Source organism: Burkholderia cepacia, from assembly GCF_001039005.1.
In the GTDB taxonomy this organism is placed as follows: domain Bacteria; phylum Pseudomonadota; class Gammaproteobacteria; order Burkholderiales; family Burkholderiaceae; genus Burkholderia; species Burkholderia theae.
The window spans coordinates 36,962-60,963 of the sequence record NZ_LDWR01000027.1; the positions used below are offsets into that span (position 1 = coordinate 36,962).

At 65.6% G+C, this 24,002-nt stretch carries 24 protein-coding genes and 1 pseudogene; 12 read left to right on the plus strand and 13 right to left on the minus strand.

Going from position 1 to position 24,002, the window contains the following annotated elements; translation table 11 throughout:
* Positions 1-30 precede the first annotated feature (30 nt).
* Both hyi and gcl read right to left on the minus strand, forming a co-directional pair.
* The gene (gene hyi, locus VL15_RS16420; protein ID WP_048246826.1) at positions 31-840 is read right to left on the minus strand and encodes a hydroxypyruvate isomerase; all 810 of its coding nucleotides are present in this window, start codon (positions 838-840) and stop codon (positions 31-33) included.
* Between the two features lie 43 nt (positions 841-883).
* Positions 884-2,659: a glyoxylate carboligase gene (gene gcl, locus VL15_RS16425; RefSeq protein WP_048246828.1), complete on the minus strand. Its 1,776-nt coding sequence runs from the start codon at positions 2,657-2,659 to the stop codon at positions 884-886.
* Between the two features lie 172 nt (positions 2,660-2,831).
* Here gcl and VL15_RS16430 point away from each other — a divergent pair, with 172 nt between their 5' ends.
* From VL15_RS16430 to VL15_RS16475, 10 genes are all read left to right on the plus strand, one after another.
* Complete coding sequence (locus VL15_RS16430) at positions 2,832-3,743, plus strand: LysR family transcriptional regulator (RefSeq protein WP_048246830.1); 912 nt, start codon at positions 2,832-2,834, stop codon at positions 3,741-3,743.
* A gap of 177 nt (positions 3,744-3,920) precedes the next feature.
* Positions 3,921-4,562 (plus strand): RNA polymerase sigma factor, encoded by a 642-nt coding sequence (locus VL15_RS16435; RefSeq protein ID WP_048246832.1) that lies wholly within the window; start codon positions 3,921-3,923, stop codon positions 4,560-4,562.
* Entirely contained in the window at positions 4,552-5,451 is a 900-nt protein-coding gene (locus tag VL15_RS16440; protein WP_048246833.1) for an anti-sigma factor family protein, read from the plus strand. Before VL15_RS16435 ends, VL15_RS16440 begins: the two co-directional genes overlap by 11 nt.
* 230 nt (positions 5,452-5,681) lie before the next feature.
* The gene (rpsF, locus tag VL15_RS16445) at positions 5,682-6,056 is read left to right on the plus strand and encodes a 30S ribosomal protein S6 (protein ID WP_006402295.1); all 375 of its coding nucleotides are present in this window, start codon (positions 5,682-5,684) and stop codon (positions 6,054-6,056) included.
* 40 nt (positions 6,057-6,096) lie between these two features.
* Positions 6,097-6,396, plus strand: a complete 300-nt coding sequence (gene priB / locus VL15_RS16450; RefSeq protein ID WP_006486250.1) for a primosomal replication protein N — start codon at positions 6,097-6,099, stop codon at positions 6,394-6,396.
* Positions 6,397-6,400: 4 nt separating this feature from the next.
* A complete protein-coding gene (gene rpsR, locus VL15_RS16455; RefSeq protein WP_047900883.1) occupies positions 6,401-6,676 on the plus strand; it encodes a 30S ribosomal protein S18 in 276 nt (91 codons plus the stop codon).
* Positions 6,677-6,703: 27 nt separating this feature from the next.
* Positions 6,704-7,156 (plus strand): 50S ribosomal protein L9, encoded by a 453-nt coding sequence (gene rplI / locus VL15_RS16460; RefSeq protein WP_048246836.1) that lies wholly within the window; start codon positions 6,704-6,706, stop codon positions 7,154-7,156.
* 139 nt (positions 7,157-7,295) lie between these two features.
* Positions 7,296-8,678, plus strand: a complete 1,383-nt coding sequence (locus tag VL15_RS16465) for a replicative DNA helicase (RefSeq protein WP_048246838.1) — start codon at positions 7,296-7,298, stop codon at positions 8,676-8,678.
* Between the two features lie 138 nt (positions 8,679-8,816).
* Positions 8,817-9,443 carry a DUF47 domain-containing protein gene (locus tag VL15_RS16470; protein ID WP_048246839.1) on the plus strand — a complete coding sequence of 209 codons (627 nt, stop codon included), beginning with the start codon at positions 8,817-8,819 and terminating at the stop codon, positions 9,441-9,443.
* 10 nt (positions 9,444-9,453) lie between these two features.
* Positions 9,454-10,464 carry an inorganic phosphate transporter gene (locus VL15_RS16475; protein ID WP_048246841.1) on the plus strand — a complete coding sequence of 337 codons (1,011 nt, stop codon included), beginning with the start codon at positions 9,454-9,456 and terminating at the stop codon, positions 10,462-10,464.
* 133 nt (positions 10,465-10,597) lie between these two features.
* Here VL15_RS16475 and VL15_RS16480 read toward each other — a convergent pair whose 3' ends face one another.
* Complete coding sequence (locus VL15_RS16480) at positions 10,598-11,677, minus strand: C40 family peptidase (protein ID WP_048246842.1); 1,080 nt, start codon at positions 11,675-11,677, stop codon at positions 10,598-10,600.
* A 237-nt stretch (positions 11,678-11,914) separates the two neighbouring features.
* Complete coding sequence (locus tag VL15_RS16485) at positions 11,915-13,717, minus strand: PhoH family protein (RefSeq protein WP_048246844.1); 1,803 nt, start codon at positions 13,715-13,717, stop codon at positions 11,915-11,917.
* Here VL15_RS16485 and VL15_RS43200 point away from each other — a divergent pair.
* Positions 13,613-13,857, plus strand: a pseudogene (locus VL15_RS43200) (hypothetical protein); the annotation flags it as partial. The gene VL15_RS16485 and the pseudogene VL15_RS43200 sit on opposite strands and share 105 nt — an antisense overlap.
* Positions 13,858-14,049: 192 nt before the next feature.
* Here the strand turns inward: VL15_RS43200 and VL15_RS16490 are convergent.
* The 9 genes from VL15_RS16490 to VL15_RS16530 form a co-directional block, all read right to left on the minus strand.
* Complete coding sequence (locus VL15_RS16490; protein WP_006756046.1) at positions 14,050-14,511, minus strand: peroxiredoxin; 462 nt, start codon at positions 14,509-14,511, stop codon at positions 14,050-14,052.
* Positions 14,512-14,621: 110 nt separating this feature from the next.
* The gene (locus VL15_RS16495) at positions 14,622-15,518 is read right to left on the minus strand and encodes a polysaccharide deacetylase family protein (protein ID WP_048246846.1); all 897 of its coding nucleotides are present in this window, start codon (positions 15,516-15,518) and stop codon (positions 14,622-14,624) included.
* Between the two features lie 13 nt (positions 15,519-15,531).
* Positions 15,532-16,587, minus strand: coding sequence for a bifunctional UDP-4-keto-pentose/UDP-xylose synthase (locus tag VL15_RS16500; protein ID WP_053077665.1), 1,056 nt, complete (start codon positions 16,585-16,587; stop codon positions 15,532-15,534).
* Positions 16,584-17,531, minus strand: a complete 948-nt coding sequence (locus tag VL15_RS16505; protein WP_048246848.1) for a formyltransferase — start codon at positions 17,529-17,531, stop codon at positions 16,584-16,586. Before VL15_RS16505 ends, VL15_RS16500 begins: the two co-directional genes overlap by 4 nt.
* Entirely contained in the window at positions 17,528-18,565 is a 1,038-nt protein-coding gene (locus VL15_RS16510) for a glycosyltransferase (RefSeq protein ID WP_048246850.1), read from the minus strand. The genes VL15_RS16505 and VL15_RS16510 overlap by 4 nt, the downstream gene beginning before the upstream one ends.
* A 6-nt stretch (positions 18,566-18,571) precedes the next feature.
* Positions 18,572-19,723 (minus strand): DegT/DnrJ/EryC1/StrS family aminotransferase, encoded by a 1,152-nt coding sequence (locus VL15_RS16515; protein WP_048246852.1) that lies wholly within the window; start codon positions 19,721-19,723, stop codon positions 18,572-18,574.
* A 137-nt stretch (positions 19,724-19,860) separates the two neighbouring features.
* The gene (locus VL15_RS16520; protein ID WP_048246853.1) at positions 19,861-20,232 is read right to left on the minus strand and encodes an EamA family transporter; all 372 of its coding nucleotides are present in this window, start codon (positions 20,230-20,232) and stop codon (positions 19,861-19,863) included.
* A gap of 13 nt (positions 20,233-20,245) precedes the next feature.
* A complete protein-coding gene (locus VL15_RS16525) occupies positions 20,246-21,922 on the minus strand; it encodes a glycosyltransferase family 39 protein (protein ID WP_048246855.1) in 1,677 nt (558 codons plus the stop codon).
* Positions 21,923-22,046: 124 nt separating this feature from the next.
* Entirely contained in the window at positions 22,047-22,421 is a 375-nt protein-coding gene (locus VL15_RS16530) for an Mth938-like domain-containing protein (protein WP_048246858.1), read from the minus strand.
* 313 nt (positions 22,422-22,734) lie between these two features.
* On the opposite strand from VL15_RS16530, the gene VL15_RS16535 reads away from it, so the two are divergent.
* Positions 22,735-23,973 (plus strand): pyridoxal phosphate-dependent aminotransferase, encoded by a 1,239-nt coding sequence (locus tag VL15_RS16535; RefSeq protein ID WP_048246860.1) that lies wholly within the window; start codon positions 22,735-22,737, stop codon positions 23,971-23,973.
* Positions 23,974-24,002 lie beyond the last annotated feature (29 nt).

Here is a 24,002-nt window from a genome sequence, read left to right on the forward strand (position 1 = left end):
CTATAGGGGCGAAAACGGGAAGGGCGGATCTCAGGCGGCGCGGCGCGCCGAGCCCGGTGCGCAGCCGGCGACGCTTTGCAGCCAGCCGAGGCCTTCCGTCGTGGTGGTGCGGGGCTTGTATTCGCAGCCGACGTAGCCGGCATAACCGAGCCGGTCGAGCAGGGCGAACAGGAACGCGTAGTTGATCTCGCCCGTGCCCGGCTCGTTACGGCCCGGGTTGTCCGCGAGCTGGACGTGGCCGATCGATGCGAGGTTGCGTTCGATCGTCGCGGCCAGTTCGCCTTCCATGCGCTGCATGTGATAGATGTCGTACTGCAGGAACAGGTTGTCCGAGCCGACCGCGCGGATCACGTCGAGCCCTTCGGACGAGCGGTTCAGCGCGAAGCCCGGGATGTCGAAGCTGTTGCACGGCTCGACGAGCAGGCGGATGCCTTCGCGCTTCAGCGCATCGGCGGCAAAGCGCAGGTTGTCGACGATCGTGACGAACGTCTTGTCGCGCGCCGTGCTGGCCGACGGGATGCCGACCAGGCAGTTCAGCTGCGGTACCTTCAGTGCCTTTGCGTACTCGATCGCACGGCCCACACCCTCCTGGAACTCGCCGACGCGATCGGGCAGGCACGCGATGCCGCGCTCGCCCTGATCCCAGTTGCCGGCAGGCAGGTTGTGCAGCACGAGGCGCAGGCGGTGCGTCTCGAGTTGCTCGGCGAGTTCCTCTTTCGCGTACGGATACGGGAACAGGAACTCGACGGCGTCGAAGCCCGCGTCCGCGGCCGCCTTGAAGCGGTCGAGGAACGGCACTTCGTTGAACAGCATGGTCAGGTTTGCAGCAAACTTCGGCATGAGCTAAGCCTCTTCGGTCGGTCAGTCAGGAATGTGTTGCGGATCAGTCGAGCATCGAGATGGCGGTCGGTGCGTGCTCGGCCTTTTCGGCGAGATCTTCGAACTCGTTGATCGCGTCGATTTCGGTGCCCATCGAGATGTTCGTCACGCGCTCGAGGATCACTTCGACGACCACCGGCACGCTGAACTCTTCTGCGAGCGATTGCGCCTGGCGCAGCGCCGGCTCGATCTCTTCCGGCTTGAACACGCGCAGCGCCTTGCAGCCGAGGCCTTCCGCAACGGCCACGTGGTCGACGCCATAGCCGTTCAGCTCCGGTGCGTTCACGTTGTCGAACGCGAGCTGCACGCAGTAGTCCATGTCGAACGCGCGCTGTGCCTGGCGGATCAGCCCGAGGTACGAGTTGTTCACGACGACGTGCACGTACGGCAGCTTGAATTGCGCGCCCGCTGCCAGTTCCTCGATCATGAACTGGAAGTCGTAGTCGCCGGACAGCGCGACGATCGGGCGGCTCGGATCGGCGGCACGCACGCCGAGCGCGGCGGGGATCGTCCAGCCGAGCGGGCCGGCCTGGCCGCAGTTGATCCAGTTGCGTGCCTTGAACACGTGCAGGAACTGCGCGGCGGCGATCTGCGACAGGCCGATCGTGCTGACGTAGCACGTATCGCGGCCGAACACCTTGTTCATCTCTTCGTACACGCGCTGCGGCTTGACCGGCACGTTGTCGAAGTGCGTCTTGCGCTGCAGCGTGCGCTTGCGTTCCTGGCAGTCGGCCACCCATGCGCTACGGTCCTTCAGCTTGCCGGCGGCCTTCCATTCCTGCGCGACCGCGACGAACAGCTCGAGTGCCGCCTTCGCATCGGACACGATGCCGAGATCCGGGCCGAACACGCGGCCGATCTGCGTCGGTTCGATGTCGACGTGCACGAACTTGCGGCCCTTCGTATAGACCTCGACGCTGCCCGTGTGGCGGTTGGCCCAGCGGTTGCCGATGCCGAGCACGAAGTCGGACGCGAGCATCGTTGCGTTGCCGTAGCGGTGCGACGTCTGCAGGCCGACCATGCCGGCCATCAGCGGATGGTCGTCCGGAATCGCGCCCCACGACATCAGCGTCGGGATCACCGGCACGCCGATCGTTTCGGCGAACTGGACCAGCAGGTCTTCGGCCGCTGCGTTGAGCACGCCGCCGCCCGACACGATCAGCGGCTTGTCCGCGTCGTTGAGCATCGTGAGCGCCTTCTCGATCTGCGCGCGGGATGCCGCGGGCTTGTAGATCGGCAGCGGTTCATACGTGTCGATGTCGAATTCGATTTCGGCGAGCTGCACGTCGATCGGCAGGTCGACCAGCACCGGGCCCGGACGGCCCGAGCGCATCAGGTGGAAAGCCTGCTGGAACACGCGCGGCACGAGCGCCGGCTCGCGCACGGTGACGGCCCACTTGGTGACGGGCTTCGCGATCGACTCGATGTCGACGGCCTGGAAATCTTCCTTGTACAGGCGGGCACGCGGTGCCTGGCCCGTGATCGCGAGGATCGGAATCGAGTCGGCCGATGCGGAGTAGAGGCCCGTGATCATGTCGGTGCCGGCGGGGCCCGACGTGCCGATACACACGCCGATGTTGCCCGGCGCGGCACGCGTGAAGCCTTCGGCCATGTGCGATGCGCCTTCGACGTGGCGCGCCAGCACGTGGCTGATGCCACCCGACTTGCGCATGGCGGAGTAGAACGGGTTGATGGCTGCACCCGGCACGCCGAACGCGGTCTGGATGCCTTCTTTCTCGAGCACGAGCACAGCTGCGTCGACGGCTCTCATCTTGGCCATGAATGTCTCCTTGAATGGGGTGGATCTTGCAAATGGGTCTGTTGGGAACACTCTAGGGATGCAGGAAAGGTTTGATAAGATCAGCCGCAGTCGCTTATTTCGAAACTAAAAGTATGGAATGACGGCCGGACGGGGTTTCCCGCCGGTGTCGGAACCGAGACGGAGACGGGAGATGGATCGCTTCAAGCAGATCGAGACGTTCGTGCGGGTCGCGGATGCCGGCAGCCTCGCGGCCGCGGCGCTCGAGGAGGGCGTATCGCCGGTGGTGCTCGGGCGGCGCATCGACGCGCTCGAGAAGCGCCTCGGCGTGAAGCTGATGTACCGCTCGACGCGGCGCCTGGTGGTCAGCGAGGAGGGCGCCGCGTTCCTCGAGCGCTGCCGCGGGCTGCTGTCCGAGTGGGACCAGGCCGAAAACGAGCTGGCCGCCGGGCGGCGCGCGGTCAGCGGGCACCTGATCGTGTCCGCGCCGGCCGCGTTCGGGCGCAAGCACGTCGCGCCGCACGCGCCCGGCTTTCTCGCCGACAAGCCCGAGATGCAGCTGTCGTTCAACCTGACCGACCGGGTCGTCGATCTCGTGCGCGAAGGCTATGACCTGTCGATCCGGATCGGCGGCGCCGTCGATCCGAACTTCGTCGCGGTGAAGCTCGCGTCGAACCGGCGCGTCGTGTGCGGTACGCCCGACTATTTCCGCCGGCATGGCCGGCCGAAGTCGCTCGACGACCTGCTCAAGCACAATTGCCTGGCCTTCAACCTGCAGGGCGGGCAGAACCGCGGCTGGTATTTCCAGCGCCACGGCAAGATCGCGACGATGCGCGTGGCGGGCAATCTCGACTGCAACGACGGCGAACTGCTGCACCGCTGGGTGGCCGAGGGCCTCGGGCTCGGCTGGCGCTCGACCTGGGAAATCGCCGCGCAGCTCGAAACGGGCGAGCTCGAGACCGTGCTCGACGAGTACGCGCTGCCCGACTACGACATCCTCGCGGTCTACCCGCAGCAGCGCTACGTGCCGGCGCGCGTGCGCTATTTCATCGACTATCTGCGCGCCGCATACGCGCTTCCGGGCTACTGGAGCACCACGCCGTAGCAGGGGCGGGCGGCCGGGCCGCAAGGCCGTCCGGCGATTTTTTACGCTTCATGCGCGCGGCGCGGGAATAAACTCGACGCAACGACGGTAAGGTCATCGAGCGTGCACGTTGCCGGTCTGTCCGGGCACCGTGCGCGGAACGGGCGCGGCGTCGGCCGCCGGGACCAGGGAGGTCATGTGGGGCAAGCCGGACAGGCGGTCGATGAGCAGGTGGCGGACGACGCGGTAGCGCGCGGCGAGCGGTTTCGCACGCTCGTGCTGCCGCATCTCGACGCCGCGTACAACCTCGCGCGCTGGCTGAGCGGCAGCGCCAGCGATGCGGACGATGTCGTCCAGGACGCGTGCATGCGCGCGCTGCGCTTCGTCGATTCGTGTCGCGGCGACAACGCGCGGCCGTGGCTGCTGACGATCGTGCGCCACACCTGGTACACCGAATGGCGACGCCGCACGCATGCGCACGAGGTCGCGCTGCCCGACACGCTCGACGATACCGAGGCGCTCGACGACTGGCAGCCCGCGACCGAGGATCCGCTCGCGCAGCTGCTGCGCGGCGAGAACGTGCGGCTCGTGAATGCGGCGCTCGCGAAGCTGCCGCCCGAATACCGCGAGGTGCTCGTGCTGCGCGAGATGGAGGATTTGAGCTACCGCGAGATCGCGGCGATCGCGGACGTGCCGGTCGGCACGGTGATGTCGCGGCTCGCGCGCGGCCGTCGCAGGTTGGCCGCGCTGCTGGGCGGCGCGCCGGCGCCGGCGGCCGGCGGCAAGCCGGGCCGTACGCCGGCGGGTGGAAATGCATCGGAGGCTATCGATGGACTGTAACGAAGCGCGAGCGTTGCTGGACGCGGACGTCGACCGCGAGCTGTCGGCGCCCGATGCGTTGCGGGTCCAGCAGCATGTCGAAGGGTGCGACGCGTGCCGCCGCGAACGCGCGCGGATCGTCACGCTGGTGCAGGCCGTGCGGCAGGCCGACTATCACCGCGCGCCGGATGCGCTGCGGGCGAGCATCCTCGCGGCGTTGCCGGTGGCGGACGTCGGGCGGGCCAGCGAACCATCGCGGGCGGAACCGCGGCCCGCGCCGCAATCGCAACCAAAACCGTCGCCGCGCGGCCGCCGCTGGTTCTCCTGGCCGACCGGCAGTGGCGTGCCGGCACGCCCGGCGCCTGCCGGCACGGGGCCGCGCGTCGCTGCGCTGCCTGGGCTCGGCTGGGGCGTCGCGCTGCTGGTGGCGCTCGCCGCGGCGGCCGGGATGGCGCTGTCCGCGCGCCACGCCGACACCGACCGCACGGTCGACGAACTCGTCTCGAGCCACGTGCGGGCCGACCTGTCGGCGCGCGACATCGACGTGATCTCGACCGACCGGCATACGGTCAAGCCGTGGTTCAACGGCCGGCTCGACTATGCGCCGCCGGTCGAGGATCTTGCGGCGAGCGGTTTCGCGCTGGTCGGCGGCCGGCTCGACTATGTCGGGCGTCGCCGTGTCGCGGTGCTCGTGTACCGCTACCGGCAGCACGTCATCGACGTCTACGTGCGGCCGGCCGGCGAAGGGCAGGCAAACGCGCCGTACACGACCGTGTCGCAGGGTTATGCACTCGACCGCTGGGACGCGGCCGGAATGACGTGGTGGGCCGTGACCGATGCGGAGCCGTCGGCGCTCGCGGCGTTCAGGACGGCGCTCGACGCGCGGCTCGCCGGCACGCGCACCGAGTGACGGCGCGACGGGGCACGGGTCCGCCCGGGATCCGGCCCCGATCTCAAAAAGGCCGCAACGCAGCCGATTACGCAGGCCCGGCCCTTCAAGTCTTTGAAAACACGGCTGAATCCAGCCGCGAGCCGTCGATTGGCCTTGCGCGAGCCCCGTATCCGGGTTAGAATCTTCGGCTTCTCACTTGCCACACCGGTTCAGACGCCCGGGTGGCTTTAATCCACAAGGAGTGTGTAATGCGTCATTACGAAATCGTATTCATCGTGCACCCCGATCAGAGCGAGCAAGTGCCCGCGATGATCGAGCGTTACAAGACCACGATCACGTCGCACGGCGGTCAGATCCACCGTGTCGAAGACTGGGGCCGTCGCCAACTGGCCTACATGATCGAGAAACTCGCGAAGGCTCACTACGTCTGCATGAACATCGAGTGCGACCAGACGACGCTCGACGAACTCGAACACGCGTTCAAGTTCAACGACGCCGTGCTGCGCCACCTCATCGTCAAGATGAAGAAGGCCGAAACCGGCCCGTCGCCGATGATGAAGGAAGTTCAGCGCGAAGAAGCCAAGAAGGCGGCTGCAGCTCAGCCGACCGAAGCGCAGGCTTAAGTTCGTCATTCATTAAGCCATCAAGGAGCGCGTCACTCACGTGAACAGGTTGCAATTGACGGCGAGCGTCGTCGAACGCGCACCGGTGCGATATACGCCGGCAGGTGTTCCGATCGCAAGCGCCACGTTGCACCACCGCACGGAAGTCGTCGAAGCAGGCATTCCCCGTCAGGTCGAAATGACGATCGAGGCGGTGGCGGCCGGTGAGGCGAGCGGCAAGCTGGAAAGCCGTGAAATGGGCGTCGAAACGCTGTTCACGGGCTTCCTGGCAAAGAAAAGCCGCAACGCGAGAACCTTGGTGTTTCACATCACAGCATTGCAGGACATTGGAAAGGACTGAAATCATGCCCCGCCCGACTGGTAAGAAATTCGACAAGCGTCGTCAGCAACAAAACCCGCTCTTCAAGCGCAAGAAGTTCTGCCGTTTCACGGCTGCCGGCGTCGAGCAGATCGACTACAAGGACACGGAAACGCTGAAGGACTTCATCGGCGAAAACGGCAAGATCACGCCGGCTCGTCTGACGGGTACGAAGGCGCACTATCAGCGTCAGCTGGACACGGCAATCAAGCGCGCGCGTTTCCTCGCGCTGATGCCGTACACCGATCAGCACAAGGCGTAATCAGGCGACGCAATAAGGAGAATTCGAATGCAAATCATTCTGTTGGAAAAAGTCGCCAACCTGGGCAACCTCGGCGACATCGTCAAGGTCAAGGACGGTTACGCTCGCAACTTCCTGATCCCGAACCGCAAGGCTCGTCGTGCAACGAAGGAAGCGATCGCTGAATTCGAAGTCCGCCGCGCGGAACTCGAAAAGGTCGCCGCTGAAAAGCTGGCAGCATCGCAGGCAGTCGGCGAGAAGCTGAACGGCCAGTCGTTCGAAATCACGCAGAAGTCGGGCGTTGACGGCCGTCTGTTCGGCTCCGTCACGAACGGCGACGTCGCTGAACTGCTGAAGAAGGCAGGTTACGAAGTCGAGAAGCTGCAAGTTCGCATGCCGGAAGGCCCGCTGAAGATGATCGGCGAGCACAACGTCCAGATCGCACTGCACACGGACGTCATCGTCGACGTCACGGTCAACGTGATCGGCGACCACGCGTAAGCGTACGCAAGCTTCCCGGGCGGCTTCCGCTGTCCGGACAAGGGCAGGCGCCCGGGCAACCGGGGCCTGCCTTTTTTATTGCCGCATCACTGGCGGCCGGTATGGCGCCGTCCTGTGTAATTCGCGATAATCCCAACCCATGAACGCGCCGCAAGATCCCCAAATCGAATCGCTGAAAGTCCCGCCGCATTCGGTCGAAGCCGAACAGTCGGTGCTCGGCGGCCTGTTGCTCGACAACGCGGCATGGGACCGGATTGCCGACTTCCTGTCGCAGGGCGATTTCTATCGCTACGACCACCGGATCATCTACGAGCACATCGGCCGACTGATCGCGTCGACACGCCCGGCCGACGTCGTGACCGTGTACGAAGCGATGGTCACGTCCGGCAAGGCCGACGACGTCGGCGGGCTCGCGTACCTGAACGCGCTCGCGCAGAATACGCCGAGCGCGGCGAACATCCGTCGTTATGCCGAAATCGTGCGCGACCGCGCGGTGCTGCGCCGGCTCGTGTCGGTTGCCGACGAAATCTCGGCCGACGCGTTCAATCCGCAGGGCAAGGAAGTCCGTCAGCTGCTCGACGAAGCCGAGTCGAAGGTGTTCTCGATCGCCGAAGAGGGCGCGCGCGGCAACCAGGGCTTCCTCGAGGTCGGCCCGCTGCTCACGCAGGTCGTCGAACGCATCGACACGCTGTACCACACCGCGAACCCGAGCGACGTCACGGGCACGCCGACGGGCTTCGTCGACCTCGACCGGATGACCTCCGGGATGCACGGTGGTGAACTGATCATCGTCGCGGGGCGGCCGTCGATGGGCAAGACCGCGCTGTCGATGAACATCGGCGAATATGTCGCGGTCGAGTACGGGCTGCCCGTCGCGGTGTTCTCGATGGAAATGCCGGGTACCCAGCTCGTGATGCGTATGCTCGGCTCGATCGGCCGGCTCGATCAGCACCGGATGCGGACGGGTCGCCTGACCGACGAGGACTGGCCGAAGCTGACCCATGCGGTGCAGAAGATGAGCGAGGCGCAACTCTTCATCGACGAGACGGGTGGCCTGAACCCGATGGAATTGCGCTCGCGCGCGCGGCGTCTCGCGCGGCAATGCGGCAAGCTCGGCCTCATCATCGTCGACTACCTGCAGCTGATGTCGGGCTCGTCGCAGGGCGAGAACCGCGCGACCGAAATCTCGGAAATTTCACGGTCGCTGAAGAGTCTCGCGAAGGAACTCGACGTGCCGGTGATCGCGCTGTCGCAGTTGAACCGTGGCCTCGAGCAGCGCCCGAACAAGCGTCCGGTGATGTCGGACCTGCGCGAATCCGGTGCAATCGAACAGGATGCGGACGTGATCCTGTTCATCTATCGCGATGAAGTTTACAATCCCGACAGCCCGGACAAAGGGACGGCCGAGATTATCATCGGCAAGCAGCGTAACGGTCCGATCGGACCCGTTCGACTCACGTTCCTGGGGCAATACACGAAGTTCGATAATTTCGCCGGGGCGCAGAACTTCCACGGCGAGTAACGCCGGAAGTAAACCCTTATTTCGCCAAACGTTGTATTCAATCCCGGCGCGCGTATATGCGCGCGCCGAGTCGCGACCGGAAACGGTACAATGTCGCCCGTTTTCGTGACAGTAGTTTGACAATCTCTCAGGAATCCCATGTTCGGTCGATTCATGCCCACCGAGGGCAAGTTCTTTGAACTCTTCAACGCGCACGCGAAGCACATCGTTTCCGGTGGCCGCGAGCTCGAACTGCTGATCGACAATCTCGCCGACGCCGAGATTCACAAGCAAAACGTGCAGACCGCCGAGAAGGCCGCTGACAAGCTCACGCACGAAGCGATCGATTTGCTGCACAAGACTTTCATCACGCCGCTCGATCGCGACGAGATCCACAAGCTGATCACGACGATGGACGACATCCTCGACCTGATGGAAGACGTCGCAACGGCCGTCTCGCTGTACGACGTGCGTGCCGTCACGTCGGAGGCGAGCCAGCTCGCGCACATCGTCACGCAGTCGGCCCAGCACGTGCAGCAGGCGGTCGGCATGCTGTCCGACATGAAGCAGTCGGGGCAGATCCTCAAGCAGTGCGAGGAGATCGACCGCTGGGAGTCGGAGGCCGATCGCGTGCTGCGCGCGGCGATGTCGAAGCTGTTCCGCGAAGAAGACGACGTGAAGACGCTCATCAAGCTGAAGGCGATCTACGAGCTGCTCGAAGAGATCACCGACAAGTGCGAGGACGTCGCGAACATCATCGAAGGCATCGTGCTGGAAAACGCCTGAGCGGACCACGATGCATTCGATACAACTCGCCCTATGGATGGTCGCGACGCTGGTGCTCGTCGCGCTCGTATTCGACTTTATGAACGGCTTCCACGACGCGGCGAACTCGATCGCCACCGTCGTGTCCACCGGGGTGCTGAAGCCCCAGCAGGCCGTGGTGTTCGCGGCCGCGTTCAACGTCATCGCGTATTTCATCTTCCACCTGAAAGTCGCGCAGACCGTCGGTAAAGGCACGATCGATCCCGAGATCGTCGACCACTATGTCGTGTTCGGCGCACTGGTCGGCGCGATCGGCTGGAACGTGATCACCTGGTACTACGGGATTCCGTCGAGCTCGTCGCACGCGCTGATCGGCGGCCTCGTCGGCGCGGCACTCGCGAAGTCGGGCTGGAGCTCGCTGAACATGGACGGGCTGATGAAGACCGTCGCGTTCATCTTCATTTCGCCGCTGCTCGGCTTCATCCTCGGTTCGCTGTTCATGCTCGGCGTGTCGTGGCTGTATTTCCGTACCGCGCCAAGCAAGGTCGACCGGCGCTTCCGACGGCTCCAGCTGCTGTCGGCCGGCCTGTACAGCCTCGGCCACGGCGGCAACGACGCGCAGAAGACGATCGGCATCATCTGGATGCTGCTGATCGCGTCGGGTTATGCGTCGGCGACGTCCGATGCGCCGCCCGCATGGGTGATCGGCGCGTGTTACCTGTCGATGGGCCTCGGCACGCTGTTCGGCGGCTGGCGCATCGTGCGCACGATGGGCCAGAAGATCACGAAGCTCAAGCCGGTCGGCGGTTTCTGCGCGGAAAGTGGTGGTGCGATCACGCTGTTCATTGCGTCGTTCCTCGGCATTCCCGTGTCGACCACGCATACGATCACCGGCGCGATCGTCGGCGTCGGCGCGACGCGCAAGCTGTCGGCCGTGCGCTGGGGCGTTGCCGGCAACATCGTGTGGGCGTGGGTGCTGACGATTCCCGCATCCGCGCTGATCGCGGCCGGTGGATGGTGGCTCGGACACCGGATCTTCTGATCGCCGACACTGCAGGATCGACATGAAATGCGCCGCACGCCGAAAGGCTGCGGCGCATTTTCTTTTGAGGATGCGGGAGTGTGCGACGAACGGCGGGTGCTGTTCCGTATGGCCGCAGGCAGGGCGAAACGGGCTAGTAACTTCCGTTCGCGAACCGGGCGATCGGATCGTCGGCCGTGCCGGTGTGCGGGACGACGGGCGCGGATTGTGTCGATGCACGCAGTACCTGCACGGCGGCGGGCTCGGTGCTGCGCGCAGCCGTCGCGGCAGGGGCGGGTGCCGGTTCCGCATCGAAAGCGGCAGCCTGGGCGGCCGTCAGTGTCGTGGTCGGAATCTGTGTACCGACCTCCGCCGGGCTGGCCGGCGCTGCATCTGCCGTCATCGCGGTTACGCTGCCATTCACAGACGTTGCCTGCTGCTGAGCCGCCTGAACGCGCGGCGGCGGCGGTTCGTACGGATCGGCGGGCGCGGCCGCGGGTGCGACCGCAACTGCGGCGGTCGACACGGCCGGCGTGACCCGAGCGGGCGACTGGGGCGCTCCGGCTTGCGACGAAGCATACGCAGGCGGGCGCGGCGCGGCGGCAGTCACGACGGGGGCGGGCGCGACCGCCGGCGGGTTGCGCGGCTCGTCGCGCCGTGCGTCGTAGGTCGGCGCATCGAACGGTGCGGGCGCCGTGCGCGGCGGCGCGACGCGGCGAATGCCGTCGAAGCGCTTGGCCCAGTACGGGTTCGTCAGGTAGTCGAGCCGCACGGTGCCGCCCGTCGACGGTGCGTTGACGAAGCGCAGCTTGCCGACATAGATGCCGACGTGCGAATGCGGCCGTCCGGTCGTATTGAAGAAGATCAGGTCGCCCGGTGCGACCTGGTCGGGGTCGATCGACACACCGCGGCCGCTCATGTCGGCGGTCGTGCGCGGCAGGTTCACGTCGGCCGCGCGGCCGATCACGTAGCGCACGAGCCCGCTGCAGTCGAAGCCGCTCGTCGGGGTGTTGCCGCCCCAGCGATACGGAACGCCGACGAGGCTCATCGCCTGGATCGAGATTTCTTCCTGGCCGACGCTGTGATCGACGAATTTCGGGAAATTGGCGGGCGCGGGGAATGCGCGCGGCGTCGTGATCTTCATTCCCGGGTCGCGCGATGCCGACTGCGGCGGCACGCTCGAGCAGGCCGCAAGCAGTGAAACGACGGTGACGGGAACCCAGATTCGAAGCATGGCAAGGCGGGCGAGTGCGGCGCGCTCGCGAATCGTATGACAACAGACAGACCCGATGGTAGACGCTCCGGCGGGGCTTAAGCAACCATTCCTGAGAATTTACTTGAAGTTTCGCGCGTAAGTGAGGTTGTTGCGTGACGATGCGTTACTTGCGTTTTCGACCCCAAATAAAAACGGCGCTCCGGAAACGAAGCGCCGCGATGCGTCGAAAGCCGGCCGACGGGCCGGCCTGCCGCGTTACAGGATGTCCGACGCGTAGTCGGCGAGCCGCGAGCGTTCGCCGCGCGCGAGCGTCACGTGGCCGCTGTGGCCCCAGCCCTTGAAGCGGTCGACGACGTAGGTCAGGCCCGAGCTGCCTTCGGTCAGGTAAGGCGTGTCGATCTGCGCGATGTTGCCGAGGCACACGATCTTCGTGCCAGGGCCCGCGCGCGTGACGAGCGTCTTCATCTGCTTCGGCGTCAGGTTCTGCGCCTCGTCGATGATCAGGTACTTGTCGACGAACGTGCGGCCGCGCATGAAGTTCATGCTCTTCACCTTCAGGCGCGAACGGATCAGCTCCTGCGTCGCGGCACGTCCCCATTCGCCGGCCGCGTCGTCGGTCTTCTGCAGCACTTCGAGGTTGTCGTCGAAGGCACCCATCCACGGCTGCATCTTCTCTTCCTCGGTACCGGGCAGGAAACCGATGTCCTCGCCGACGGGCACGGTCGCGCGCGTCACGATGATCTCGTTGTAGCGCTTGTCGTCGAGTACCTGCGCGAGGCCGGCCGCGAGCGCGACGAGCGTCTTGCCGGTACCGGCCTGGCCGAGCAGCGTGACGAAATCGATCTCCGGGTTCATCAGCAGGTTCAGCGCGAAGTTCTGCTCGCGGTTGCGCGCGGTGATGCCCCACACGTTGTTCTTGTGGTGGCTGTAGTCGCGCAGCGTCTGCAGCAGCGCCGTCTTGCCGTTCAGTTCGCGGACGATCGCATGGAACGTCGGTTCACCGTTCTGCGGCTCGAGATAGACGAACTCGTTGACGAGCATCGACGCGACGAGCGGGCCCGTCACGCGGTAGTACGTGGTGCCCGTCTTCGTGTCCTGCCAGCTCTCCATGCCCTTCGCGTGCTTGGTCCAGAAGTCCTGCGGCAGTTCGCGCACGCCGGTGTAGAGGAGATCCGAATCCTCGAGCACCTGGTCGTTGAAGTAGTCTTCCGCGGGCAGGCCGAGCGCATGCGCCTTGATCCGCATGTTGATGTCTTTCGACACCAGCACGACCTGGCGGTCGGGCCGGTCGCGCTGCAGCGCGCGCACGACGCCGAGGATCTGGTTGTCGGCCTTGCCTTCGGGCAGCCCTTCGACGGGGGCGATGTCGGTGAGCTTCGTCTGGAAGTACAGGCGGCCGAGCGCCTCGCGGCTGCCGAGGCGCGACAGCGGAATGCCGGCCGAGATCGGGCCGCCGTCGGCGACGAGCGCGTCGAGCGTGCGGCTGACCTGACGCGCATTGCGTGCGACCTCGGACATCCCCTTCTTGTGGTTGTCGAGTTCCTCGAGCGTCATCATCGGCAGATAGACGTCGTGTTCCTCGAAGCGGAAGAGGCTGCTCGGGTCGTGCATCAGCACGTTGGTGTCGAGCACGAACAGTTTCTGCTGCTCGGCTTCGGCCGGCTTGCGGCTGCGCGACTTCGTCGTCGCGCCGGTATCGCGCGCGGGTGCCGCGGCCGGTTTGTCGGCGGCCGGCTTGTCGTTGCGCGCGACGACCGGTGCCGCGGGTTCGGCGGGCGCCGGCATCGGCTGCAACAGGGCAGCCGTCTGTTTGGTCTTGCGGCCGCGGGCGGGTGCGCTCGCGGCATCCTGCGCCGAAGGCGCGACGGCGCGCAGCGGCGCGGCCGTGTTCGCGGCTTCGATCATCGGTTGGGCCACGCTGGCCGGGCCATAGTCACCGGCTGTGGATGCGTCCCCTTCGGCGGATTTCTTCGCGGCTTTCGCGGGCCGCGCTTTCGCCTTGTATTCGTCGGGCGGCAGAAGGCTGCCGAGCTTGCTGGGGGGAGTAGGCAAAGGCATGGTGTCCCTCGGGAGGAATCGTGTCGCATGGCGTGCGCCGCTGATCGCATCCTGCGTGACGTAGACGCATGCAGTTTGCGCGCGGTGGCGCACAGGAATTTCGTCTAGCCGGTTCGCCTAAGTGTCGATCAGCTCCTTGACGGGGTGAGGGCCGGACCGAGGGCCGGCGCGCAATCCATAAAAAAAGCCGCTGCCCCGTCGACAGGGGCATGCGGCTCGGCTGATACCGTCGTAATGCGCGTCAGGTGCTGGCAAGCATCGCTACGAGCACCGGCGCAGCTACGAGAAATATGGGGCGAACTGGCATTCATTGCGGGCCAATATAACGCGCCTCAAAGCGCTTGTACAGCACTTAGCACGTCGTCCACATGCCCCGGTACCTTGATGCCGCGCCATGCCTGACGGAGCACGCCGTCGGCGTCGATCAGGAACGTCGAGCGCTCGATTCCGCGTACTTCCTTGCCATACATTTTCTTCATCTTGATGACATCGAACAGCGCGCACAGCGCTTCGTCGGCATCGGAAATCAACGGGAACGGCAGTTCGAGTTTTGCCTTGAAATTGTCATGCGAGCGCAGGCTGTCGCGCGACACGCCGATGACTTCCGCACCGGCTTTCTTGAACTTCGGATAGAGATCGCGGAACTGCAGCCCTTCGGTCGTGCAGCCCGGCGTGTTGTCCTTCGGATAGAAGTACAGCACGAGCTTCTTGCCCTTCAGGTCGGACAGCGAAATGTCGCCGCCCGTGGCCGGTGCGGTGAAATCGGGAACTTGACGGTCAACTTCGACAGACACGTGTTTCTCCTGTTGTTATGCAAAGGCGCCGCGGCGGCGGCGCGGTTCGGCGGGGCGTCGCGGCAGTGCGCCGCAAGGGCGGAGCGGGCGACGCCGGCTTGCGCGCGAACTCAGTCGGGCTGGACGATCAGTTCGCCGGAGCGGCCGGGGATTTCGCCCCACGTGACAGGGTACGATGGCAGCGAGTCGCGGTCCAGCGTCGCGTGGTAGTCGCCCATCGTCGCAAACGTGTGGCCTTGCGCGCGCCAGCCGGCGAGCAGTTGTTCGAACACGGGCGCGAGCTTCTGGCCTTCCAGTTCCGCATGCAGCGTGAACACCTGGTCGTGCGGATTGGTTTCGGTGAACTTGAGGATGTGCGCGGCGACGTTGTGCGTGTCGATGCCGTCGATGCCGAGCACTTCGTCGAGCGTGGGCAGTGTCGTCGGCATCTGCACGTGCGACAGCGTGCGGCCGCCGACGACGGGCAGGTACGGCGAATGGCCGCGACCGTCGGATGCGTAGCGCATCCCCCATGCGTCGATCTGCTCGAACGCGGAATCGTTCATCTGCCAGCCGGCCGCGCCGTGCGTGACGGGCGGCGCGCCGAAGATCTCGATGAAGCGCGCGTGACTCTTCTGCATTTCACGCGCGGTCCAGTCGCGATCGCGCGCGCGGACGTTGTCCTGCCAGTACACGTGATCCCACGTGTGGATGCCGCATTCGAAGCCGGCCTCGTGAATTGCGCGCATGTCGGCGATCGCACGGCGGCCGATGTCGGGGGCCGGCAGCAGCACGCCGTACATCAGCTGCTTCACGCCGTAGTGCTCGACCACCGACGTGCGCGACACCTTCTTCAGGAAGCCGGGGCGGAACACGCGCCGCAGCGCCCAGCCCGTGTGATCGGGCCCGAGGCTGAAGAGGAAGGTCGCGCGCGCACTGAAGCGGTCGAAGATGCGCGCGAGGTTCGGCACGCCTTCGCGCGTGCCGCGCAGCGTGTCGACGTCGATCTTGAGAACGATGCGAGCCAAGCGAACGACCCGATCAGCCTTGCTGTTCGACGAGCGCGCGCGCGTCGGCGACGTGGCCGCGATACGCTTCGAAGATGTTGCGCAGCGCGTCGTCGAACGTCGCTTGCGGCGCCCAGTTGAGCTCCTGCATCGTGTTGTCGATCTTCGGCACGCGGTTCTGCACGTCCTGGTAGCCGTTGCCGTAGTAGGCGCCCGACGTCGTTTCGACGAGCTTCACCTGCTTGGCCGAATCGGCGTACTCGGGGTATTCCGCCGCCAGTTCGAGCATCTTGTGCGCGAGCTCGCGAACCGAGAAGTTGTTCTTCGGATTGCCGATGTTGTAGATCTTGCCCGATGCGACGCCGTTCGCGTTGTCGATGATCTTCATCAGCGCGCTGATGCCGTCGCCGATGTCGGTGAACGCGCGCTTCTGCGAACCGCCGTCGACGAGGCTGATGTTCTCGCCGCGCACGATGTGGCCGAGGAACTGCGTGACGACGCGCGAGCTGCCTTCCTTCGGCGTGTAGATCGAGTCGAGGCCCGGGCCGATCCAGTTGAACGGACGGAACAGCGTGAAGTTCAGGCCTTCCATCCCGTAGCCCCAGATCACGCGGTCCATCAGCTGCTTCGAGCAGGCGTAGATCCAGCGCGGCTTGTTGATCGGGCCGTAGGTGAGCGCCGATGCATCCGGGTCGAACTGCTCGTCCGAGCACATGCCGTAGACCTCGGAGGTCGACGGGAACACGAGGTGCTTGCCGTACTTGACGGCCGAACGCACGATCGGCAGGTTCGCCTCGAAGTCGAGCTCGAACACGCGCAGCGGCTGCTGGACGTAGGTGGCCGGCGTCGCGATCGCGACGAGCGGCAGGATCACGTCGCACTTCTTCACGTGATACTCGACCCACTCCTTGTTGATCGTGATGTCGCCTTCGAAGAAATGCATCCGCTCGTGGTTGACGAGATCGCCAAGCCGATCGGTCTGCATGTCCATGCCGAACACTTCCCAATCGGTGGTTTCAAGAATGCGCTTCGACAGGTGATGGCCGATGAAGCCGTTCACACCCAGGATCAGGACTTTTTTTGCTTTCATGAATGACGGGAAGAATGAATGAACTGCGCGAATTCCGCGGGCGTCACGACGGTTTCGCTGCCGTCGCGCTGCTGCCACAGCTCGAGAATGGATAGGGCGCGGCTGTCGCCGCAGACGCCGAATAGCGCATTATCGCTTACGTGCAGGCCAGGCGGCAAATCTGCCGCGGCAGCCGCCGCCGCGCTGCCGGGCGCCGCGAGGCGCGCGCGCGCGATCACGAAACGCGTGCCGTCGACGTCCGTGAACGCGCCCGGATACGGCGGCGCGACCGCTCGCACCAGGTTGTAGACCTGCGCGGCCGGCTTCGACCAGTCGACGCGGCCGTCCTCGGGCTTGCGCCCGCCGAAGTAGCTGCCGGTCGCGAGATCGTTCGGCAGGTGCGGCGCCTCGCCCGCGAGCAGCGCGGGCAGCACGCGCCAGAGCGTCTGCTCGGCGGCCACCGTGACCTTGTCGAACACCTGCGTGGCCGTGTCGTCCGGCAGGATCGGCACCGCGGTCTGGCCGATGATCGCGCCCGCGTCGGGCTTCGCGGCCATTTCGTGCAGCGTCGCGCCGGTTTCGGTCTCGCCGTTCAGTACGGCCCAGTTGGTCGGTACCCGACCCCGGTATTTCGGCAGCAGCGAACCGTGCATGTTGTACGCGCCGCGCGGCGCGATCGCGAGCAGGTCCACCGGCAGCATGTGGCGGTAGTAGAACGAGAAGATGAAATCCGGCTGCGCGTCGGACACCGCGCGGCGCAGCGCCGGATCCGCGGGATCGGCCGGCGTGACGACCGGGATGCCGTGCTCGGCCGCGACGGATGCGACGCTGCCGAACCAGATGTTCTCGTTCGGGTTGTCCTCGTGCGTGACGACGAGCGCGACGTCGACGCCGCGCGCGAGCAGCACCTGCAGGCATCGCACGCCGACGTTGTGATACGCGAAGACGACCGCGCGCGGCTTCATTGCGCGGCTCCCGCGCGGTTCGCGCCGGCCGGCACCGCCGGCACGCCGTCGTGCTGCTCGAGCACGGCCTGGATCAGGTAGCGCGGCCGCGCGCGCACCTGCTGGTAGATGCGGCCGACGTATTCGCCGAGCAGGCCGAGCGCGAAGATGATCACGCCGAGCAGGAAGAACGTGATCGCGAACAGCGTGAACACGCCTTGCACTTCCGCGCCGACGATGAAGCGCCGCACGAGCAGCAGCACGAACAGCGCGGCGGAGCCGATCGACAGGATCACGCCGATGAACGACAACCACTGCAGCGGCACGACCGAGAATCCCGTCACGAGGTCGAAGTTCAGCCGGATCAGGCTGTACAGCGAGTACTTCGACTCGCCCGCGAAGCGCTCCTCGTGCGCGACCTCGATCTCGGTCGGATTCTGCGCGAACGTATAGGCGAGCGCGGGGATGAAGGTGTTGACTTCGCCGCACACGTTGATCGTATCGATGATGCGGCGGCTGTACGCACGAAGCATGCAGCCCTGGTCGGTCATCTTGATGCGCGTGATGCGCTCGCGCAGCCGGTTCATCATCTGCGACGCCTTGCGTCGCCACAGGCTGTCCTGGCGCTGCTTGCGGATCGAGCCGACGTAGTCGTAGCCCTCGCGCATCTTCGCGATCAGCTTGCCGATTTCCTCGGGCGGGTTCTGCAGGTCGGCGTCGAGCGTGATGACGATGTCGCCGTGCGACTGCGCGAAGCCCGCGAGGATCGCCATATGCTGGCCGTAGTTGCCGTTGAGCAGCACGACACGCGTCGTGTCGGGGCGCACGTGGAACTGATCGGCGAGCATCGCGGCCGAGCGGTCGCGGCTGCCGTCGTTGATCAGGATCACTTCGTATGACGTGTCGAGTGCGTCGAGTGCCGGATACAGCCGCGCGAACAGCGCGGCGAGGCCATCTTCCTCGTTGTACACGGGGATGATGATCGATACTTCGGGCCGGCCGGCGTCCAGGTGCCCGGCGCCCGGATGCCCGGCGCGTGCTTCAAGGTGACTCATGTACGCTTATTTTCCGTATTGTTCGCAAATCTGGTTGATGGCGTCGACCACGCGACGCACGTCGTCTTCCGTCATCTGCGTGAAGAGCGGCAGCGTGACGGTCGATGCACCGTACCGTTCGGCGTGGGGGAACATGCCCTCCTTGAAGCCGAGCCCGCGGTACAGCGTGAAAAGATGGATCGCCGGGTAGTGGATGCCCGTGCCGATGCCGCGTTCCTTCATCTGCGCCATGAACTCGGCGCGGGTGATCGTCAACCGCTCGAGCGGCAGCGTGACGAGGAACATGTGCCAGTTGCCGTTCTCGAATTCGGCGAGCGGCAGGCCGAGGCCGAGCTTCGCGGCCGGGCCGCCGTCGAACGCGGCGAAATACGCGCGGGCGAGCGCATGGCGCTGCGCGGTGAACCGCTCGAGGTGCGGCAGCTGGCCGAGGCCGACGCGCGCGGCGACGTCGGTCAGGTTGTACTTGCCACCGAGCACGTCGCAATCCATGCCGTCGAAGCCCGTGCGCGTGATGCCCTGCAGCCGGTACTTCTGCGCGAGCGTCGCCTCGTCCTCGTTGTTCAGCACGAGCGCGCCGCCTTCGATCGTCGTCAGGTTCTTGTTCGCGTGGAAGCTGAACGACACGATGTCGCCGATCGCGCCGATGCGCTTGCCGTTCCACGTCGAGCCGAGCGCCTGCGCGGCATCCTCGATCACGCGCAGGTTGTGTGCGCGCGCGATCGCGTACAGGCGGTCCATGTCGACCGGCAGGCCGGCCAGGTAGACGGGGATGATCGCCTTCGTGCGCGGCGTGATCGCCTGCTCGAGCTTGTCGAGGTCGATGTTGCGCGTGACCGGATCGATGTCGACGAACACGGGCGTCGCGCCGGTCTCGAGGATCACGTTGCTGGTCGAGACCCACGACGCCGGCGTCGTGATCACCTCGTGGCCGGCACCGACGCCCGCGATGCGCAGGCCGATCTCGAGCGTGCAGGTGCCCGAATTGAACGCGCGGACCGGACGGCCGCCGCAGTACTCGGACAGGGCCGCTTCGAATTTCTGGCTCTGCGGGCCGGTGGTGATCCAGCCCGAGCGCAGCACTTCGACGACGCCCTGGATGGTTTCCTCATCGATCTCGGGGCGGGTGAACGGCAGAAACGGAGCGGAAGTCTGGCTCATGAACGCTTTGGCCTGTAATGGCGTGTAATAAAAGGGTCGGGCGATCCCGTCCGAAACCGGCATTAAACACCGGTTGACGGATTCGCACCGTGATTTTTTGTAGGCGGACGCTTAACGCCGCCGGGTGCCGCGGGCGCTCAGCTGCGTGCGAGCACGAGCACCCCGATCAGGATGATGCCGATGCCGATGAGCCGCTGGACCGACAGCACTTCGCCGAACAGGTACCAGGCAGCGAATGCGTTGACGACGTAGCCGAGCGACAGCATCGGGTACGCAATCGACACGTCGACCCGCGACAGCCCGACGATCCAGACGACGACGCTCAGCACGTAGCAGCCGAGGCCGCCGATGATCGGCAACTGGGTCGCGATCTTCAGGCCGACCGGGATGATGTTCGCACGGCTGAATTCGAAGTGTCCAACGGCGTTGACGCCGGCTTTCAGCAGAAGTTGCGCACAGGCGTTGAGCATCACGCCGGTGATGATGCAGACGAGAGAAACGGGATTCATGCGGTGGGCGTCCTTACGATTGCGGTTTCTCGACGATCACGCGGCGGCTGTCGCGCGCAATGACGCGCATCGGCACGCCTTGCTTGACCAGCGTGTCGTACTGGCCGGGCGGCATGATCGCGAGCGCATGGGTTTCCTGCTTCCAGCGCGTGATCCATTCGTCGACGGTCGGAATCCACTTGTTCGGCTCGACCGAGATCCCGAACGCGAGCTCGTCCTGGCGCTGGACCATGATCGTCGTGTGGCCCATATAGAACGGGAACGTGTGATCGAGCATCTCGATCGAGTAGAACGGCGTGTCGGGCGGCAGCTTCGCCAGTTCGGCGCGCACGGCGGGCGCGAGCAGCGCGCCCGAGCTGTAGCGGCCGAACTCGTCGTGCCCGGTGCCGCCGATCGTGCCGAACGCGAGCCACGCGGCGCCGAATGCGGTGATCGCGGCCGCGACGCCCGCGCGGCGGTTCAGCCATGCGGCCGCGAGCGTCAGCGCGGCCGAGACCGCGAGGCCCGCGTACAGCCACATCTGGAACGCGCGGTACAGCGCGTTCGGCGTGCGTGCATCGCCCTGGTACGCGAGGAAGATGAGCCCGAACGCCGCGACGACGAAGAATACGAGGTAGCCGAGCAGGTGGCGGCGGAACCGGTCGGCCGTCATCAGCGGCAGGTACGCGCCGATGATCAGCGCGAGCGCCGGCGCGACCGGCAGCACGTACGAGATCAGCTTCGAATGCGACGCGCTGAAGAACAGGAAGATGAATGCGCTCCAGATCAGCAGCACGAGCATCGGCGAGAAGCCGTTCGGCTGGCGCGGCATCCGCAGTGCATGGCGGATGCTCTGCCATGCGACCGACAGCCACGGCAGGAAGCCGACCAGCAGTACGGGCACGAAGTAGTAGAGCGGGCCCGGACGGTTCTGTTCCGGGGTCAGGTACCGGCGGAACTGCTGGACGATGAAGAAGAAGTTGAAGAATTCGGGGTTGCGCTGCTGGACGAGCACGAACCACGGCGTGACGATCGCAAAGAAGATCACGAGGCCGCTGATCAGGTACAGGCGCTTCCACAGCGCCCAGTCGCGTGCCACCAGCGTATAGAGCACGAGCACGGCGCCAGGCAGGATCACGCCGACCAGGCCCTTCGACAGCACCGCGAACGCCATCGCGGCCCAGCACACCCACATCCAGCCGCGCACCGCGGCCGGGTGCAGCCCGGGCCGCTGCGCGAGCAGCAGCGAGCAGAGCGACAGTCCCATCCAGAACGCGAGCCCCATGTCGAGCGCGTTGAAGTGGCCCATCAGGTTCCAGTACGGCGAGCAGGCGAGCACGACGGCCGCGAGGAAGCCCGACAGCGGATTGAACAGGCGCGCGCCGGTGTAGCCGACGAGCAGCACGCCGGCGAAGGACACGACGGCCGTATAGAGGCGCGCCTGCCATTCGCCGATGCCGAACCAGGCGAACGTCAGCGCGTTCAGCCAGGTCTGCAGCGGCGGCTTCTCGAAGTACTTGTAGCCGTTGTAGCGCGGCGTGATCCAGTCGCCGGTGACGAACATCTCGCGCGCCATCTCCGCATAGCGGCCTTCATCGCTCGGGATCAGGTGGCGCAGCCCGAGCGGCGCGAACCAGACGATCGCGAGCGCGACGAGCAGGAGGACGAGCGTGATGCGATTGAGCGGTAGCCTCGACGGCGTATCGTTCATGGATTTTCAGCCTGTTGGTTGTTGTGACGGGCCGCCGGCGGGTTGCGCCGGGGGCGGGCGGCCTGGCCTGGCCGATCCGGGGGATCGACCCGCTGCGCCGGCCCGAGTTTTACCGCATCGGGGATTAACGTTCAATTAAGAGCGCGGCGGCGACTTTGCGGCCCTCGGCCATCAGGATGTTGTAGGTGCGGCAGGCAGCCTGGAAATCCATGGTTTCGACGCCGATCCGCTTGGCCGTGAGCGCCGCGACGAGCCGCGGGTGCGGGAAGCGCAGCCGCGCGCCGCTGCCGAAGATCACGAGTTCGGGCGCCGGCTCGAGCAGCATCGCGAAATGCTCGGGGGCGAGTGCGTCGAACGACGACACGGGCCACGCCTGGACCGGCGCGCCGGGCAGCACGATGACGCTCGTTTCGTGGCGTTCGAGATTGACGTCGACATAATCGGGGCCGTAGCCGGTGACGGTGTTGAGCGCGCCGCTCGTGTCCTGGTGCAGTTTCAAATCGGTATTCCGCGGTTCCGTAGGGGAATGTGTCGCTGGGCCACACGTGCCCGGGCGGCCGGTTTCGCGCTCCAGTACTGGCGGGACGCCCGACGGCGGGGCCCGATGCGGTTATGGTGCATTGCGAAAGTCGGCCAAAATCCGCTAAATTATAACTTTTTGGTCGCCCCCGGGCGCCACTTGCGTCGTGCGTCGCCACAAGCCGCGTCCGACCGCCCGCTTTTTCCAGTCTAGACAGCGCGCACAGACCGGCCGCTTTCCAGTTTTGATCCCGCCCCCCCGGCCGCAAGGCCAACCCAGGAACCGTGTCGTCGTGAAACCGATTCAGAAGTCGAACAAGCTGCTCAACGTCTGCTACGACATCCGTGGCCCGGTGCTCGAGCACGCGAAGCGCCTCGAGGACGAAGGCCACCGCATCATCAAGCTGAACATCGGCAACCTCGCGCCGTTCGGTTTCGACGCGCCGGACGAGATCATCCAGGACATGATCCGCAACCTGCCGACGTCGTCGGGCTATTCGGATTCGAAGGGCGTGTTCTCGGCCCGCAAGGCCGTGATGCATTACACGCAGCAAAAGGGCGTCGTGGGCGTCGGTCTCGACGACATCTACATCGGCAACGGCGCGTCCGAGCTGATCGTGATGGCGACCCAGGCGCTGCTGAACGACGGCGACGAAGTGCTGCTGCCCGCGCCCGACTACCCGCTGTGGACGGCGGCGGTGAGCCTGTCGGGCGGCACGCCCGTGCACTACGTCTGCGACGAGCAGAACGCGTGGATGCCCGATCTCGACGACATCCGCCGCAAGATCACGCCGAATACCAAGGCGCTCGTCGTGATCAACCCGAACAATCCGACGGGCGCGCTTTATTCCGACGAATTGCTGCTCGAACTGCTCGAGATCGCGCGCCAGCACGGGTTGATCGTGTTCGCCGACGAGGTCTACGACAAGATCGTCTACGACGGCCTCGAGCACACGGCGATGGGCGCGCTGTCGGAGGACGTGATCACCGTCACGTTCAACAGCCTGTCGAAGAGCTATCGCTCGTGCGGCTACCGCGCGGGCTGGATGGCCGTGTCGGGCCTGGGCGGCGACAACCGCCGGCACGCGAAGGATTACCTCGAGGGGCTCGGCATCCTGTCGTCGATGCGCCTGTGCGCGAACGTGCCCGGGCAGTTCGCGATCCAGACGGCGCTCGGCGGCTACCAGAGCATCAACGAGCTGATCGTGCCGAGCGGGCGCCTGTACAAGCAGCGCGAACTCGCCTACGACATGCTCACGTCGATTCCGGGCGTGACCTGCGTGAAGCCGCAGGCCGCGCTGTACATGTTTCCGCGCCTCGACCCGAAGCTCTACCCGATCCAGAACGACCAGCAGTTCATTCTCGACCTGCTGCTCGAGGAGCGCGTGCTGCTCGTGCAGGGCACGGGTTTCAACTGGGCGACGCCGGACCACTTCCGTGTGGTCTTCCTGCCGAACCTCGACGACCTGACCGATTCGATCAACCGGATCGCACGCTTCCTCGACGGCTACCGCAAGCGCCATTCGGCGTGAGCGGGCAGGACCACATGGCACTCACTCAT